Source organism: Gordonia marina (assembly GCF_052036135.1).
In the GTDB taxonomy this organism is placed as follows: Bacteria; Actinomycetota; Actinomycetes; order Mycobacteriales; family Mycobacteriaceae; genus Gordonia.
Window position 1 is genome coordinate 1 of the sequence record NZ_JBPSDN010000006.1, and the last position, 15,159, is coordinate 15,159.

General features: G+C 67.5%; 17 protein-coding genes. 9 read left to right on the forward strand and 8 right to left on the reverse strand.

Going from position 1 to position 15,159, the window contains the following annotated elements; genetic code table 11:
• Positions 1-565, forward strand: a 565-nt coding sequence (locus tag ACSEEN_RS04770; RefSeq protein ID WP_502260904.1) for an HNH endonuclease signature motif containing protein, incomplete at its 5' end; no start/stop codon positions are given.
• Between the two features lie 111 nt (positions 566-676).
• Here ACSEEN_RS04770 and ACSEEN_RS04775 read toward each other — a convergent pair.
• On the reverse strand, positions 677-1,270 hold the full coding sequence (locus tag ACSEEN_RS04775) for a class I SAM-dependent methyltransferase (RefSeq protein ID WP_440712498.1): 594 nt from the start codon (positions 1,268-1,270) through the stop codon (positions 677-679).
• 210 nt (positions 1,271-1,480) lie between these two features.
• Between ACSEEN_RS04775 and ACSEEN_RS04780 the strand changes: the two genes are divergently transcribed.
• The gene (locus ACSEEN_RS04780; RefSeq protein ID WP_440712499.1) at positions 1,481-2,176 is read left to right on the forward strand and encodes a S1 family peptidase; all 696 of its coding nucleotides are present in this window, start codon (positions 1,481-1,483) and stop codon (positions 2,174-2,176) included.
• Positions 2,177-2,338: 162 nt separating this feature from the next.
• Here ACSEEN_RS04780 and ACSEEN_RS04785 read toward each other — a convergent pair whose 3' ends face one another.
• Positions 2,339-2,908, reverse strand: a complete 570-nt coding sequence (locus ACSEEN_RS04785; protein ID WP_440712500.1) for a metallophosphoesterase family protein — start codon at positions 2,906-2,908, stop codon at positions 2,339-2,341.
• A 227-nt stretch (positions 2,909-3,135) separates the two neighbouring features.
• Here ACSEEN_RS04785 and ACSEEN_RS04790 point away from each other — a divergent pair, with 227 nt between their 5' ends.
• Positions 3,136-3,717 (forward strand): hypothetical protein, encoded by a 582-nt coding sequence (locus tag ACSEEN_RS04790; RefSeq protein ID WP_440712501.1) that lies wholly within the window; start codon positions 3,136-3,138, stop codon positions 3,715-3,717.
• A gap of 3 nt (positions 3,718-3,720) precedes the next feature.
• Here ACSEEN_RS04790 and ACSEEN_RS04795 read toward each other — a convergent pair whose 3' ends face one another.
• Complete coding sequence (locus ACSEEN_RS04795; RefSeq protein WP_440712502.1) at positions 3,721-4,275, reverse strand: cysteine hydrolase family protein; 555 nt, start codon at positions 4,273-4,275, stop codon at positions 3,721-3,723.
• A gap of 52 nt (positions 4,276-4,327) precedes the next feature.
• Here ACSEEN_RS04795 and ACSEEN_RS04800 point away from each other — a divergent pair, with 52 nt between their 5' ends.
• From ACSEEN_RS04800 to ACSEEN_RS04810, 3 genes are read left to right on the forward strand one after another with little or no spacing between them, the layout of a single operon-like run.
• Positions 4,328-4,762 (forward strand): MarR family winged helix-turn-helix transcriptional regulator, encoded by a 435-nt coding sequence (locus tag ACSEEN_RS04800; protein WP_247864199.1) that lies wholly within the window; start codon positions 4,328-4,330, stop codon positions 4,760-4,762.
• Positions 4,762-6,198: an MFS transporter gene (locus ACSEEN_RS04805; RefSeq protein WP_440712503.1), complete on the forward strand. Its 1,437-nt coding sequence runs from the start codon at positions 4,762-4,764 to the stop codon at positions 6,196-6,198. Before ACSEEN_RS04800 ends, ACSEEN_RS04805 begins: the two co-directional genes overlap by 1 nt.
• A 43-nt stretch (positions 6,199-6,241) precedes the next feature.
• Positions 6,242-7,555 (forward strand): alpha-hydroxy acid oxidase, encoded by a 1,314-nt coding sequence (locus ACSEEN_RS04810; RefSeq protein ID WP_440712504.1) that lies wholly within the window; start codon positions 6,242-6,244, stop codon positions 7,553-7,555.
• A 20-nt stretch (positions 7,556-7,575) separates the two neighbouring features.
• On the opposite strand, the gene ACSEEN_RS04815 is transcribed toward ACSEEN_RS04810, so the two are convergent.
• Positions 7,576-7,995, reverse strand: coding sequence for a hypothetical protein (locus ACSEEN_RS04815; protein WP_440712505.1), 420 nt, complete (start codon positions 7,993-7,995; stop codon positions 7,576-7,578).
• 200 nt (positions 7,996-8,195) lie between these two features.
• Between ACSEEN_RS04815 and ACSEEN_RS04820 the strand changes: the two genes are divergently transcribed.
• Positions 8,196-9,536: an IS256 family transposase gene (locus tag ACSEEN_RS04820; RefSeq protein ID WP_247867961.1), complete on the forward strand. Its 1,341-nt coding sequence runs from the start codon at positions 8,196-8,198 to the stop codon at positions 9,534-9,536.
• Positions 9,537-9,938: 402 nt separating this feature from the next.
• A complete protein-coding gene (locus ACSEEN_RS04825) occupies positions 9,939-10,787 on the forward strand; it encodes a response regulator (RefSeq protein WP_440712506.1) in 849 nt (282 codons plus the stop codon).
• 170 nt (positions 10,788-10,957) lie between these two features.
• Here ACSEEN_RS04825 and ACSEEN_RS04830 read toward each other — a convergent pair whose 3' ends face one another.
• Entirely contained in the window at positions 10,958-12,250 is a 1,293-nt protein-coding gene (locus ACSEEN_RS04830; RefSeq protein ID WP_440712507.1) for a deoxyguanosinetriphosphate triphosphohydrolase, read from the reverse strand.
• A gap of 215 nt (positions 12,251-12,465) precedes the next feature.
• Complete coding sequence (locus ACSEEN_RS04835; RefSeq protein ID WP_371307607.1) at positions 12,466-12,990, reverse strand: cold-shock protein; 525 nt, start codon at positions 12,988-12,990, stop codon at positions 12,466-12,468.
• A gap of 279 nt (positions 12,991-13,269) precedes the next feature.
• Between ACSEEN_RS04835 and ACSEEN_RS04840 the strand changes: the two genes are divergently transcribed.
• Positions 13,270-13,788 carry a TrmH family RNA methyltransferase gene (locus ACSEEN_RS04840; RefSeq protein ID WP_440712508.1) on the forward strand — a complete coding sequence of 173 codons (519 nt, stop codon included), beginning with the start codon at positions 13,270-13,272 and terminating at the stop codon, positions 13,786-13,788.
• 14 nt (positions 13,789-13,802) lie between these two features.
• On the opposite strand, the gene ACSEEN_RS04845 is transcribed toward ACSEEN_RS04840, so the two are convergent.
• Together ACSEEN_RS04845 and sigK are read right to left on the reverse strand one after the other, a co-directional pair.
• Positions 13,803-14,585, reverse strand: a complete 783-nt coding sequence (locus tag ACSEEN_RS04845; RefSeq protein ID WP_440712509.1) for an anti-sigma factor — start codon at positions 14,583-14,585, stop codon at positions 13,803-13,805.
• On the reverse strand, positions 14,578-15,141 hold the full coding sequence (gene sigK / locus ACSEEN_RS04850) for an ECF RNA polymerase sigma factor SigK (protein ID WP_440712510.1): 564 nt from the start codon (positions 15,139-15,141) through the stop codon (positions 14,578-14,580). The genes ACSEEN_RS04845 and sigK overlap by 8 nt, the downstream gene beginning before the upstream one ends.
• Positions 15,142-15,159: the final 18 nt, after the last annotated feature.

Below are 15,159 nucleotides of genomic sequence, written 5' to 3' on the forward strand. Positions count from 1 at the left end.
GTTCGCCAAGGCCACCGGGCAGCCGCTCTACCTCGGCCGCGCTCACCGGCTGGCGTCGCGGGCGCAGCGGCTGGCCTTGTTCGCCCGCGACCGCGGGTGCACGGCGCCGGGTTGCACGCGGCCGTTCACCCAGTGCGAGATGCATCATGCGCCGGACTGGCAGGACGGCGGTCCTACCGACATCGACCATTTGGGTGGCGCGTGCGGCAAGCACAACCGCTGGAATGGCAAGAACCCCGGCGAGTGGGAATCGACGGTCCTCACCGACGGACCGGACAAGGGCCGCGTCGGGTGGCGGCCGGTCGGGCGGGCAGGACCGTGGATCGTCAACCCACTGTTCCACCCGGACAAACTCCGCACCGGACCGGAGACCCCGGCCGAAGACCGCTCTCCGCCACCGATCGTGAATCACCGGCTCGGCGCCACCCCGTGCTGGTCGAGGTCTCGACTGAGATGTTGGTCGAGCGAAGTCGAGACCTCGACCAACATCTCAGCCGATCCCACCTCACCGTCCGGCACCGACTCCGGCGTCGAACTCCTCCTCGAACAACTCCTGGCGGCCTGACCACCATGCGTGGCCGGGCCACCAGGCGTGCCCGGGGACCAGCCCACAGACCGGCTCCGGCACGAAGTCCGACTCCAAGGGTCACTCGTCTACAGCGCTCAGCCAGGCCGGTCAGGCGGACCGCACCGCGGTGAAGGTCATCAGCTGCCCGAGAGCCTTCGAGTGCACCTGAACGTCGCCGAAGCCGATGCGGGTCAGTTCCTCGCGGAGTTCGCCGGGGTCGATCAGCAGGTACTCCGACCGGGTGACGCCGTGGAGCACGTCGCCGAGGACGGCGCGCGACAGGTCGTACCCGACCAGGCGGCCACCCGGCCTCAGCGCCCCGAACGCCTTCTCCAGCAACGGTTTCCACTCGATCACGTGGTGCAGCATCAGCCACGCGCAGACGACGTCCACCGATCCCGGGTCGACCGGCAGCGCGGCACCGTCGGTCAGCACCACCTCGGCCCGGTCTCCGTGCCGGGCCAGTCGTGCGCCGGCGCTGCGGACCATCGCCGGATCCACGTCGACCAGGACCAGCTTCTCGATCTCCGCATGGTCGCGGAGCAGCCGATCGGCCATGGTCCCGGCGCCCCCGCCGAGTTCCAGGACCGTCCCCGACCAGTCGTAGTCGTCATCGATCAGCGGCAGGATCACCCAGTCCGCGACCATCCCCCATGGCGCCGAGCGGCAGAAGATCCCCTCGAACGACGACATCACACTCATGAGTTCCTCCATCCTCATTCACCCAGACGGTAGCCAGTGCCCCGCGACTCGCGCACGAGTGGGCGCCGCGACGGCGCGTCGCGCGGTGTGGACCGCGTCGATCCCGCCCGGTGTCGCCGGTCACTGCTATGCTCACCTGCAATGTCGGGAAGAACGGTTTGTTTCTCGTCCGGCAGCCATCCGCTTGACTGTTTTCCTTGGGAGATCCACATGACCTTGTTCCGGCGCGCCCTGGTGGGCCTGATCCTGACGCTGCTGACTCTGGTGCCCGGCGCACTCGTGGCAGCGAAGGCGGAGGCCGCACCGAAGGCCGTGGTCGGCGGTGGCACCGCGATCGTGCTCGGCGGCAAGGCGGCGTGCACCATGACCGCCGTCGGCCGGGACCGTACCGGTCAGCTCGTCGGGCTCACCGCCGGTCACTGCGGCAAGCCGGGCGATCTGGTCTACGCCGAGCGCCAGCCCAGCGCCGGCACCATCGGGCGCGTCGCGCTGACCAGCTCGAAGTACGACGCCGCCGTGATCGCTCTGGATGCCAATCGCGTCCGCCCGGTCCGCACCGTCGGAGGTGCCACCATCCGCGGTGTCGGCCATATGCCCGACTTCGGTGCGAACGTCTGCAAGCAGGGCCGGACCACCGGCTTCACCTGCGGCCCGGTGCTCGACGCCAGCGGACTCCAGTCGAGCAGCTACGTGTGCGGCAACTCCGGCGACTCCGGCGCCCCGGTCCTGCAGGGCAACCGGGTGGTCGGCATGCTGAACGGCCGCCAGTACGTCCTCGGCGTCGCGATCCACTGCGTGAACCCGGCGTTCCCGGTCTTCACCCCGATGGTCGCCACCAACATGACCGACATCGTCGCCTCACTCAACCGCTACGGCAAGATCGGCGCCGGCTTCCGCCCGATCTGATCGACCTCTGAACAATCGCCCCGGCGCTCCCGCGCCGGGGCGATTGTCGTCTGCCGATCGAACTCCATGCCGGTCGGGCTCCCATGCCGGTCGAGGTCTCGACTTCGCTCGACCAACATCTCAGTCGGGACCACCCACCCGGACGGGCGCGGACATCTCATCTCACCCGCCTGGCCGCATCAACTCGCCCAGTTCCTCCTCCGTCGCCGACCCGAGATCCCACGCCTCCAACGACACGCACAGCGAGCGCTCCCCGGACCGTCGTTCCTCCGCATGCGTGTGCCCGTGGATCAGCCACATTCCGAGATCCGGCAGCTGGTATTGCGCGAACTGGTCGCGGTCGTACCGATCCGGAGTGCCGACGTACGGGAAGTGGCTGAGCAGCGCCCCGTTGCCTCCGATCTTCACCCGCGCGAACTGCTGGACCGACTCGAACACCGCCGCATACGCCGCGAAGTGACGCTGCGCGCCGCGGTACATCGGATGCACCGGATCGTGGTTGCCGGTCACCGCGTGCATCCGCACGGCGAGCCCAGACAACTGCCCGAGAGCCGACTCCATGCTCGCGACCCCGCCGGAGCAGATGTCGCCCAGCACCCACAGCTCGTCATCGGCACCGAGTTCCGCAAGCCGGCCGATCACGGCGGCGTCATGCTCCGCCACCGACCCGAATCCGCGAAGCTCCGCGAGCTTGGGGTGCTGAAGGTGCAGGTCGGCCGTGAAATAGCGCACCCCCAGAGTGTGCTCCCGCGCTGTCGGCGGCGCCAATGAATATCCCCATGCTGCCGTGCACCTCAGCATCGTGATCCATCGAGCTGTACGGCGTATGCGTCGCGACCCACCGCCAAGGCGGTGTGCACGTGCCGCCGAATCCCAGATACGACGTAGTCGCGCATGCCATCATCGGACCGATGGAGCCCTCGTCGCCCCCCGTATCCCCGATCCCGTCGATCCAGCCGGTGCCCCGACGGTCCGGCGACGAGCAACTGGTCGTCGCGGACGGGGTTCTCGGTCCCACCCTGCGTGACTTCTGGGCCTGGTCGTCGTCCGACCTGTTGAGCAACACCCTTCGCGGAGTTCTCTCCGAGTTCCTCGTCGGGACGGCCCTCGGATGTATCGGCGAGGGTGACACCCGTCTCGAGTGGGATCAATACGACCTGAAGACCGCCGACGGGACCAGTATCGAAGTGAAGTCGACGGCGAGACTGCAATCGTGGGGACCGACGAAGCCCGGCTCGATGTCCTTCGGTATCGGAAGAACTCAGGCGTGGAACGCCCGGACCAACGAGTACAGCACGGAACGGAAACGCCAAGCCGACGTCTACGTCTTCTGCGTCTTCATCGCCGACGACCGCACCACCGCGAATCCGCTCGACACCGGCCAGTGGGAGTTCTACGTCGCCGCGACGCGGACGCTGGACGCACGATTCCCCGAACACAAGTCCATCGCGATCTCGACACTGCGTGCTGCTCCTGGGGTCCAGGCGTGTGGATTCACGACCCTCAAAGACGCCGTCACCGCCGCGAACACCGAACCCTGAAGTTCAGAGGCCGGCGATCCACTCGTCGACGCTCGTCACGACAGCCTGCCGCGGGAACACCTTCTCGGTCAGCACCCGGTGGACCTCCGGATCGGCATCGCCGCACGCGTCGGAGAGCACGGTGAGCCGGTAGTCGAGATCAGCGGCCTGCCGCACCGTCGACAGCACGACGCCGCTGGTCGACACCCCTCCGAGCACCAGACTGTCTACTCCGAAGCCGCGCAGCACCACCTCCAGATCGCTCCCGGTGAACGCCGAGAAGCGCTTCTTCACGACCACCGGCTCGTCGTCGCGGGGCGCGAACCGGTCGATGATCTGGGTCGCCGGATTGTCGAGCCACATCCCCTCCCCCGCGTGGGCCGCGTAGCCCGAGAACGCGAGATTGCCGGCGGCGACCTCGGGATAGCCGGGCCGGAACGCCACCCGCACGAACACGACGGGCAGGTCACGACGGCGCGCCTCGTCGAGAGCACGGGCGGCAGCGTCGACCACGGACTCGAAACCGGGCCGCCCACCGATGGCGTTCTGGAAGTCCATGAGGACAAGGGCACTGGTCATGACGGTTCCCATCGAAATAGACAGTCTTACCTGTTCAGTTTATCCTGATGACATGAGCACCGTCGAGCCGAGCCCCGCCCAGGTCGCGATCGATCTCCGTTCGGTCACCGCACGACTCCTGCGGCACCTGAGGGAGGCGACGACCGACGATTCGATCACGCCGTCGCAGGCGTCGGCGCTGGCCCGCCTCGGCAAGGGCGGGATGGCGACGGCGAGCGCGCTGGCGGCCGGCGAGAAGGTCCGGCCGCAGTCGATGGCGGCCACCGTCGAGGCCCTCGAACGCCTCGGCCTGGTGACGCGCAGCCAGGACCCGTCGGACGGGCGCCGTCAGATCATCAGCCTCACCGACGCCGGATGGGCGCGCCTGCGGGGTCACCGCGAGGCCGCCGCGACCCGGCTGGAGGAGACTCTCGCCTCGGGCGTCTCCCCTGACGAATTGGCGATCATCCACCGGGCGACGGCGATCCTCGATCGGATCCTCACCTGATGCCGTCGCCCGTCGCGGCGACTCGTCCGGCCGACCGCTTCGACCGGCGGCTGCTGGCACCCATGATGCTGGGGGCCGCCCTCAACCCGGTCAACACCGCGATCATCGCGGTCGCGCTCGCCCCGATCGGTATCGCACTCGGCGCGCCGGCGTCCGAGACCGTGTGGCTGGTCTCCGGCCTGTACCTCGCGACCGCGATCGGGCAGCCGCTGACCGGACGGCTGGTCGACGTCTTCGGCGTACGCCCGATCTTTCTCACCGGCGGATCTCTGGTGGCACTCGCCGGCCTGATCGGTCTGCTCGCCCCGGGCACGCACGACGGGATCTGGTGGCTGGTCGCGGCCCGCGTCATCCTCGGACTCGGCACCTGCGCGGGCTATCCGTCGGCCATGCACCTGATCCGGTCGGAGGCGCAGCGGACCGGCATGGCCTCCCCGGCCGGGGTGCTGACCGCCCTGTCGGTGACCACCCAGACGGTCGCCGTGATCGGTCCTACGCTCGGCGGACTGCTGGTCGAGACGTGGGGCTGGCGGGCGACCTTCGCGGTGAACGTCCCGCTCGGGGTCACGAGTGTCGCTCTCGGGGCGCTGTTCTTTCCGCGCCCGGCACGTCCTACGGCGTCGTCCGGCGACCGCCCGCGAATCGACTGGCCCGGCATCGCGGCGTTCGCGGCGTCGATGATCTGTCTGCTGATCTTCGTGCAGAACGCGTCGTTTTCGCTGCTCTGGCTTCTCGCCGCCGGGCTGGTGGCGGGCGGCGTCCTGATCTGGTGGGAACTGCGCCACGACGAGCCGTTCATCGATCTGCGGGTGCTGGCCGGGAACGGCCCCCTGTTGCTGACCTTCATCCGGGCGTTTCTGACCGCGGTGATCTCGTACCTGTTCATCTACGGCTTCACGCAGTGGCTGGAGGACGGCCGCGGCCTGAACGCGGCGCACGCCGGACTGATTCTGCTACCGGTCTTCGCGTCCGGCATCGTTTTCGCGGTCGCCGTCGGCCGGCGCCCCGAGGTCTGGTGGAAGCTGATGGCCGGTTCGAGCGCACAGCTGGTGGTCGGCGTTCTAGTGCTCTTCATGACCGGGTCGTCGCCGATCTGGTTCCTCGTCGTCGCGATGGTCGTGCTCGGGCTACCGCAGGGACTCAACAACCTGGCGATCCAGAACACCCTCTATTTCCAGGCCGATCCGGCGCGCGTCGCGTCGTCGGCGGGCTTGCTGCGGACATTCGCCTACCTCGGCGCGATTGCCGCGTCGGTGATCTACGGAAGCGTCTACGGGGAGCGCGCCACCACGCACGACGTGCACGTCCTCGGCTGGGTGATCGTCGGCATCTCAGTGGTGTTCCTCGTGATCACCGTCGCCGACCGGTCGCTGCGGGAGATCGGTCGGACGGCGCCGAACGACGTCATCGTGGTCGAGGAAGAAGCCGCACGCTGAGGTTCGGCCCCACCGGATCATCACCGGTGCCAGACTGGGCGTCATGCAGCGCCGCGTCCCCAGACCCGCCGATCTGGCTCCCCTCATGCAGTTCCGCAAGCCGCAGTTCAACGCCAAACGACGACGCCTGGAACGCGCCCTCACCATCGAGGATTTGCGACGGATCGCGAAGCGCCGCACTCCGACGGCCGCCTTCGACTACACCGACGGCGCCGCCGAGGAGGAGCTGTCGCTCACCCGGGCGCGACAAGCGTTCCGCGACATCGAGTTCCACCCCGCCATCCTGCGCGACGTGTCGGTCGTCGACACCTCCTGCGAGATTCTGGGTGAGCGGTCGTCCTTGCCGTTCGGGATCGCCCCGACCGGCTTCACCCGCATGATGCAGTCCGAGGGTGAATACGCGGGCGCGCGGTCCGCCGCCGCGGCCGGGATCCCGTTCAGCCTGTCGACGATGGGCACCGCGTCGATCGAGGACGTCGCCCGGGCCGCGCCGACCGGCCGCCACTGGTTCCAGCTGTACATGTGGAAGGACCGCGAACGGTCGATGGCGCTGGTCGACCGCGCCGCGGCCGCCGGATACGACACCCTCCTCGTCACCGTGGACGTCCCCGTCGCCGGCGCCCGCCTGCGCGACACGCGCAACGGCATGTCGATCCCGCCCGCTCTCACCGCCCGCACCGTGCTCGACGCACTCCCCCGCCCCGCCTGGTGGTTCGACTTCCTCACCACCGAGCCCCTCGCCTTCGCGTCGCTCGACCGCTGGTCGGGCACGGTCGCCGACCTGCTGGACACCATGTTCGATCCCACCGTCACCTTCGACGACCTCACTTGGATCAAGGAGCAGTGGCCGGGGAAGCTGGTCGTGAAGGGGATTCAGACGCTCGACGACGCCCGCGCCGTCGCCGCGCTCGGTGTCGACGGGATCGTGCTGTCGAATCATGGTGGGCGCCAGCTGGATCGGGCCCCGATCCCGTTCCACTTGCTCCCCGAGGTGGCCGCGGAGTTCGACACGCTCGCTGAGCCGGGCGACGAAACGAGCCGATCGACGCCCCCTGAGCCGGGCGACGAAGGAGCCCGAGTCGAAGGGAACCGCCCCGCGATCATCCTCGACACGGGGATCATGTCCGGCGCCGACATCGTTGCCGCGATCGCCCTCGGTGCCGACTTCACGCTGATCGGCCGGGCGTACCTGTACGGCCTGATGGCCGGCGGCCAGGCAGGCGTGGACCGGACGATCGAGATCCTGCGCAGCCAGATCGAGCGCACGATGCGACTGCTCGGCGTTGCCTCACTCGACGAGTTGGGACCGAATCATGTGACTCAGCTGGAACGCATGGTGCCGCGTTCCCGCCCCTGACCGCCGACCGCCGATCGACGTCAGGCGTTCACGATCGTGGCGCCGGGGGTGGCGGGAACACCGAACATCGCACCGAGTGCGATCGTGCCGCGACCGGTCGTCACGCGCAGTCCCTTCTGGGGGACGACGACCGAGCCGGACTGGCCGGTCGCCGTGTTGAGCCAGGCGACGTTCATCGGCAGGGAGAAGCCGGCACAGACCGGCGGGTTGATCGACGAGCACATCTTGCTCAGGGTCAAGCGAAGTACACCGGGCTTCTCGACGGTGATGTGTACGGTCTCGGAGCCGAACGGGAACGGGTCGGCCAGCCACAGGTATGTCGAGGTGATCGACGCCGATGGCGCGGCATGAGCGGGCGACGTGGCAGCTGCGGTGCCAGCGGTCGCGAGGCCGGCCGCGGCGAGTGCGGCGATCAGGCGGTGACGGATTCGACGGGACATGGAACTGTTCCTTCCGGGTTTCGTACGGTCGGCACCTTCCACCTTGGCGCGGTCGGGTCACGTTGACAAGAATTTGGGATATTCCGGATGGAACCGACATCGAACACGGGAGGCCACGAGCGGGCGTGTCAGATGGTCTGTGTAAGTCGGGAGGGTGAGTCCTGAAAGGAACTCTCACTGTGACCATCGATGATGTGACTGTGGATCAGTCACGAGAAGAGCGGCGTCGCCGCCAGAACGAGGCCACCGATGCGCTCATCGCCTCGGGTGCGCTCGATGATGTCCTTGCCAAGATCGATGGCGGCGAGCCGTTGACCGGCGAGGGCGGTCTGCTCGGGTCGCTGATGAAGGCGGCCCTGGAGCGTGGTTTGAACGCCGAGTTGAGCGATCACCTCGGGTACGAGGCCGGCGACCCGGAGGCGTCGTCGTTTCCCAACTCCCGTAACGGTTACGGCACCAAGACTGTCGCCACCGAGGTCGGGGACGTGGAGTTACGTATCCCGCGTGACCGCGACGGCTCGTTCATCCCGATGCTGGTCCGCAAGGGCCAGCGCCGTCTGGACGGTCTGGACGCGATGATCGTCTCGCTCTACGCCGGCGGGATGACGATCCGCGATATCCAGCACCATCTGGCCTCCACGATCGGCACGGACCTGTCGCACGAGACGATCTCGAAAATCACCGAAGAGGTCGCCGACGAGGTGATCAAGTGGCAGCAACGTGACCTCGAACCGCTGTACCCGGTGATGTACCTCGACGCGATCGTGGTCAAGGTCCGTGACGGCGGGCACGTGATCAACAAGTCCGCGCACCTGGCCGTCGGTGTCGACGTGGACGGTATCAAGCACGTCCTGGGGATCTGGATCGCGCAGACCGAGGGCGCCAAATTCTGGGCGTCGGTGTGCGCTGAACTCCGTAATCGCGGCGTGCAGGACGTGCTGATCGTGTGCTGTGACGGGCTGACCGGGTTCGCCGACGCGGTCGAGGCGACCTGGCCGCAGGCTACCGTGCAGACGTGCGTGGTCCACCTGATCCGGGCGTCGATGCGGTTCGTGTCCTACGGTGACCGCAAAGCCGTCGCCGCCGCCCTCAAACCGGTCTACCAGGCCTCCAGCGCCGACGCTGCTCTCCAGGCCCTGGAGGAGTTCGACGCCTCCGAACTCGGGCGCCGCTACCAGTCGACGGTGCGCAGTTTCCGCGACGCCTGGGAACGGTTCACCCCGTTCCTGGCGTTCCCGCCGGAGCTGCGCCGGGTGATCTACACGACCAACAGCATCGAATCGTTGAACTACCAGTTGCGCAAGGTCATCAAGAACCGCGGGCACTTCCCGAACGACGCAGCCGCCGTGAAGCTGCTGTGGATGGCGATCGGCAACATCGAGGACAAACGCGCCCGTGAACGCGAGAAGGAGAAAGGACTACCCGCCGATCAACGCCGAGCCCCCGGCCGACTCGTCGAAGGCCAAGTCACCACGAACTGGAAACGAGCATTGGAACAACTCTCCCTGATCTACCCCGAACGAATCAACCATCACCTCTAACCCGAACACCCGAACGACATACACAGAAAACTTGACAGGCTCCCACGAGCACCGCTCTCCGCCCTGCCGGCCACACCGACAGCGGACTCGGGCACATCAACGCCGGCCTCAGCGCCATGCATCCGGGTGCCCCGGCGCCAGCAGGCCAGTATCGACACCTACCGTGCAGCCGAACCTGCACGCGAAGACCACCAGCCCGTACTCCGGTCCTGTCGATCGTCGGGCCGGTGGGACTTCTCGTGAAGCAAGACACCACGCGATGCAAGTCGGATCTGACGGCTGACCAGAATGACAGGCACTATGCCGAGATTCTGGAAACCCCGGGCGATCGGTATTCGGCAGCGCAAACTGCCATTTCCCGAGCGAGCCGCCTTGGGCTCACTCGCGTACTAGGATCGCGAGATGGAGCGTCGATCGGTTGATGCGCACGGACAGCCCCAGTCCATCTCTGCCCAGATCGAACGAGCTAGTCAGGCCATCGATGAGTTGGCGAACTCGTCCTCGTCCCGGAGCAACACAACACAACGACTCACGGCGCTGACCGGAACAGGAGTCGGAATCGTCTGGGTTCTCGCGGTGGTTGCCCTGGTCGTGCACACGTTCTTCGAGCACGACACTCCGAAGATCGACACCACCACCGTCGCACTTCTCGCGGTCATTCTGTTCGCTCCATTCGTTCCGAAACTCAAAGCGATCGAGCTCGGTGGGGCGAGGGCCGAGATGCACACCGAGACCTTCACCGACCTGCAGAGTATCCCCGAGGTGCTCAAACTCCAGCAGATCGCGATCCGACGGATATTCGATCAGATCAAAGATGAAGTCGAGTCAGAGTCTCACGCCGTCGGCGACTCGGCCGATGGTAGTCAGGCCGGACGGCCGACGATCCTTTGGGTCGATGACCACCCAGCCAATAACGAGTTCGAACGCGAAAGTCTCGGTACCGACTATGACTTTCAGATCGCCACCAACAATGATGAGGCCGACCGCATCATCCGTTCCGGAAGAATCGATATAGTGATCACGGACTACAAACGAGATAATGAGGTCGGCGCCCCCATCGCAGCCGGCCAGCGACTGCTCGAAATCATCAAAGGCAGCCCCGCTACCGCAAATATTCCCGTCATCGTCTACACCAGCGAAAAGACGATCAAGGCACACAATTCCGAACTGGTCGCGGCCGGAGCGGCCGCGGTCACGTCACACTTCAGCGGCATTGTGAAGGCACTGACGAAGTTAGCGATCGGGTCATAGGCCACCACCTGACCAGACCGCCCCGAAACGGAGGCATACTCGTCCAACTTCCGACGAGGCGACAGATGGTCCGAGCGACGCCGTCAGCGGGCGTCCGCTGACCTTCTCCACCACAGAACGCCTCGACGCCGCCGTTCCGGGCTCCCCTCCGACGCGTTCACGCTGTCGCATCAGCCAAGATGAGCCTGCACCTCGGCGCTACTCTTGTCCAGGCGCTCCAGGCGCCCTTCGGTCATCGATGCGATCTGGTCCACTACTACGCGTAGCCGCTGATCGTCGTCCGTCGCCGACTCCCAATGCGGAACCAACAGTGGGTCTAGATCACCGGGCGCCGTGTTCAGCAGCAGCGTCGAGACCCGGTGGATCCGGTCACGCTGACGTGCCTGCTTCGCCAGGTGCTTCTTGTCCGAGAAGATGAAACGCAGCGCCACCGTCTTCAGCATCGCGACCTCGGAGGCGATCTCGGGCGGGACGGACAGGTCGGCGTCGTACCTGCGCAGCGGGCGGGCGCCCTCCGCAGCTCGTGTCGCCGTCACGGCAGCAGAAGCGAAACGCCCGATCAGCTCCGAGGTCAGTCGCTTCAGTGCCACCTGCGACGACAGCGAGCCGTCGTACTTCCCCACCGCCTGGAATATCTCCATCTCCGACATGCGCTGCGCGGCGTCGACCATCGCGTCGGCGTCCAGGCCGTCGAAATACTTCACGGCGAGTTCGGCAAGCTCGGTCTGGTCGTCGCGGGAACCCAGCTGGCGCAGGTCGATTCGGCCGCTCGCCACGCCGTCTTCGAGGTCGTGCACGGAGTAGGCGACGTCGTCGGACCAGTCCATCACCTGAGCCTCGAGGCAGCGGCGGCCGGCGGGTGCACCCTCGCGGACCCAATCGAGCGCCGGCTCGTCCTCCACGTACGCCCCGTACTTGGTACCCGGAGCCTTGCGGCTCCACGGGTACTTCAGGGTCGCGTCGAGCGACGCGCGCGTCAGGTTCAGGCCCGCACTCTCGCCGTCGGGACCGAGGATCTTCGGTTCCAGCGACGTCAGGATGCGCAGATTCTGGGCGTTGCCTTCGAAGCCGCCGTGATCGTGCATGATCTCTTCGAGCGCGCGCTCACCGTTGTGGCCGTAGGGCGGGTGGCCGATGTCATGCGCGAGACCCGCCAACTCGACGAGGTCGGGATCGCAGCCGAGACCCTCGGCGATCCCGCGGCCGATCTGGCCCACCTCCAGGGAGTGCGTCAGGCGCGTCCGCGGAGTGTCGCCCTCGCGGGGGCCGACGACCTGCGTCTTGTCGGCCAGGCGTCGCAGAGCAGCACTGTGCAACACCCGTGCCCGGTCACGGGCGAAGGGGCTGCGCAGATCTGTCGCGGGGTCGGTCTTCTCGACCTGTTTGGGGGTTTCCGGGACGCGTCGTTCCAGGTCGTGCGCGTCGTAGGTGGCGACCGTCGGGTGGGTCGTGGGGTTGGGCACTGGGTCTCTTGGGGTCGTTCTCGTGGGTGGGGCGGCGTTTCGACACGATCTCGGCTAGCGCCTCGATCGGCTCAACGGGCTGCTTGGGTCTCGACTTCGCTCGACCGACGTGGCCCGTCTCGACAAGCTTGAAGAAGCGGTCACTCGTTCCCGCGCGGGAACGAGTGACCTTGGCTTCGACAAGCTCAGCGGGCGGGACAGCCCGGCCGACGGGACTAGCTGTTCCAGCCGCGGGAGGCGGCGAGGTCCATCAGCTTGTTGCGGATCGAGGTGATCTGGCGCGCGGTGATGTCCGGGGAGGCGTCGATCAACAGCTCGGTGAACTCGTTGAACAGCGGGGTCCCGGCGTGCGGGGAACGACGCGGACCGCGCTCGCGGTCGTCACGACCACCACGACGATCGTCCCGGCGCTCGAAGCCGCCGCGTCGATCATCACGACCACCCCGGCGGTCGTCGCGACGATCGAAGCCGCCCCGATTCTCCTCGCGGCGCTGCGCACGCTCGGCCGCAGGCGACTCGCCCGCGGGGGCCTCCTCGGTCACCTTCACATTTGTGGCCTTGGAACCGCGATCGGTGTCCTCGACGTCGAACTCGACCTTGGCGCCGGGGCGCAACTGGTTCTCATCGATGCCGTGGATGTCGTTGATGTGCAGGAAGACGTCGTCGCCCCCGCCCTCGGGCGAAAGGAAACCGAACCCACGATTCGGGTCGTAATGCACGACCTTGCCGCTGACACTCACCACAAACTCACTCTCCGCGCCGCCGACCTACCCAGGCCCCTTGCCCGTGCGGCGAAAACGCTGATCCTCACTATGCCCTATCTGTCCTGGTTGTAGGTGATTCCACCGCCACCGTGCGCGCCTTCCGCCGGACATGCGACCGGGCGTCCGAGAGCACGCCCCCTGTCGCCGGCGCGGCACCGCGTGTATCGTCTCGGTTCGTTCCTACGACGATGGACCGGCGCCGCCGCTGAAAGGCGTCATTCACTTGCAGAATTCTGGAGCCCACCTCACGCGCCGATGAGCGGCGCGAAGATCACCCGCAGGCAACTGCGCGCAAACCGGCGCGACGGCCGCCACGGCTGCTGGGATCACCTCGTCATCGCCCCGCTGTGGGTCGCATACGACGCCAATCTCGGTACCCTCCTCCGCACCTGCGACGCGGTCGGCGCCTGCCTGGCCGTCCCGCGCTCGCCGCACTACCGCAACGCCCTGGCCGTCGGCGACACCCTGCATCGTCGCCGGCCGTGCATCCACTGGGTGACGACAGGCAAGACCCGCTGGATCGACACTCAGCGCGACGCCGGGAAGCGGATCGTCGCCGTCGAACTGGCCGAGGGCGCGACACCTCTGCCCCGGCTCGCTCCCGCGAGCGGACCTTCGGTGCTGCTCCTCGGGCACGAGCACAACGGAGTTCCCGACGACGTGCTCGCCGGCGTCGACGAGTGCGTCGAGATCCCGATGGTCGGCTACGGCGCAAGCCTGAACGTCGCCGTCGCGGGAAGCCTCGTCGCGTATCGGCTGGCCGGGCTCTCGTGAAGAACGAACGGTGCTCAGTTGAGCGGTACCCGCGCCACGACGGCGCCCGTCGGCTGATTCGAGCCGCCGGGCGGCTCGACGGTGAACGCGAGGTTCGTGGCGTCGCGGACCCCGGGGATCACCGCAGTCGTCGACGGCGCGACGTCCGCCGGGGACATGGTGCCCACCGGGCGCATCGACCCGTCGGCCCCTTCGAGCCACATCTGGTACACCGTTCCCGGTTGCGGCGGCGGTACGTCGTTCATCACCAGCACCGCGGCATCCGCGGAATCGGAGTAGGTGACGGTGGCACGACCGGTCGCCACGGCCGCCGACCGCGAGGCGACGTCCTTGGCCGAGAACACCTGCTCGGCGATCGGCTGAGCCGGTTCCTTCCGGTCCGATCCGGCACCGAGCAGCCAGCCCACGACACCGGCCAGCACCGCGACGGCGGCCGCCACTGCGAGGTAGCCGAGCGTCCGGTGCCGCCGGTTCCGAAGCGGCGTCACCGAGGCGGGCAGCCGAGCCGGTCCGGAATCGGCCGTGGCGCCGGAGGGTCGCTGCTGCGCGGCCCGATCGGCGGCGTCGCCGGTCGCGGCGGCGAGCACGACGTCACGGAGCCGGGCCGGCGGCGGGGTCGCGTCCACCGCGCTGACCGTCGCCATCAACTCCCGCGTGGCCCGCAGTTCCGCGGCATAGGCGGCCCGGACCTCCGGGGTCGCCCGGCTCAGCTCGGTCTCGATGTCGGCGAGTTCGGCGGCGTCGAGCGCGTCCAGACCGGCCAGTGCCGCGAACTCCATGAGCTCTTCGTCAGACATCGCTGTCCCCCAAACACTTTCGGAGGCGGCTGAGTCCGTCTCGGATACGGGACTTCACGGTGGGCAGGGCGACCGACAGTCGCTCGGCCACCTGGCGGTAGGTCATGCCCTGGTAGTAGGCCAGATCGACGGACTGGCGCTGAGTGTCGGTCAGCGAACCGAGACAGCCCAGAACCCGTTCAGCGGTCTCACGGGTCGCCACCGACTCGGCGACCTGATCGAACTCGCGCTCGGCCGCGGTCACCGCGTACCGGACGTTCCGGTCGGTCGCCGCCGTCTCGCTGCGGACCCGATCCACCGCCCGGCGATGCGCGATGGTCAGCAACCAGGCGAGCGGCGATCCAGCCTGCGGGTCGTAGGATTCGGCGGACCGCCAGACGTGCAGGTAGACCTCTTGCGTCACCTCTTCGCTGTAGCCCGGATCGCGCAGGACCCGACGAACCAGTCCGTAGACGCGAGGGCTCGTCTCGTCGTAGAACGTGCCGAAGGCTGCGGTGTCACCGTTCGCGACCCGCTCAAGCAGTTCGGGAAGAACTGAGCCCGTCGACGTCGTCACAGTCACGACGGTAACTCA

Bases quoted from the DNA above. Each gene is read 5' to 3' on its own strand.
- ACSEEN_RS04810 (WP_440712504.1), top strand. From the start codon at position 6,242: ATGCAGCGCCGCGTCCCCAGACCCGCCGATCTGGCTCCCCTCATGCAG.
- ACSEEN_RS04845 (WP_440712509.1), bottom strand. From the start codon at position 14,585: ATGTCTGACGAAGAGCTCATGGAGTTCGCGGCACTGGCCGGTCTGGAC.
- ACSEEN_RS04815 (WP_440712505.1), bottom strand. From the start codon at position 7,995: ATGTCCCGTCGAATCCGTCACCGCCTGATCGCCGCACTCGCCGCGGCC.
- ACSEEN_RS04800 (WP_247864199.1), top strand. From the start codon at position 4,328: ATGAGCACCGTCGAGCCGAGCCCCGCCCAGGTCGCGATCGATCTCCGT.
- ACSEEN_RS04840 (WP_440712508.1), top strand. From the start codon at position 13,270: ATGAGCGGCGCGAAGATCACCCGCAGGCAACTGCGCGCAAACCGGCGC.
- ACSEEN_RS04780 (WP_440712499.1), top strand. From the start codon at position 1,481: ATGACCTTGTTCCGGCGCGCCCTGGTGGGCCTGATCCTGACGCTGCTG.
- ACSEEN_RS04805 (WP_440712503.1), top strand. From the start codon at position 4,762: ATGCCGTCGCCCGTCGCGGCGACTCGTCCGGCCGACCGCTTCGACCGG.
- ACSEEN_RS04795 (WP_440712502.1), bottom strand. From the start codon at position 4,275: ATGACCAGTGCCCTTGTCCTCATGGACTTCCAGAACGCCATCGGTGGG.
- ACSEEN_RS04775 (WP_440712498.1), bottom strand. From the start codon at position 1,270: ATGAGTGTGATGTCGTCGTTCGAGGGGATCTTCTGCCGCTCGGCGCCA.
- ACSEEN_RS04825 (WP_440712506.1), top strand. From the start codon at position 9,939: ATGGAGCGTCGATCGGTTGATGCGCACGGACAGCCCCAGTCCATCTCT.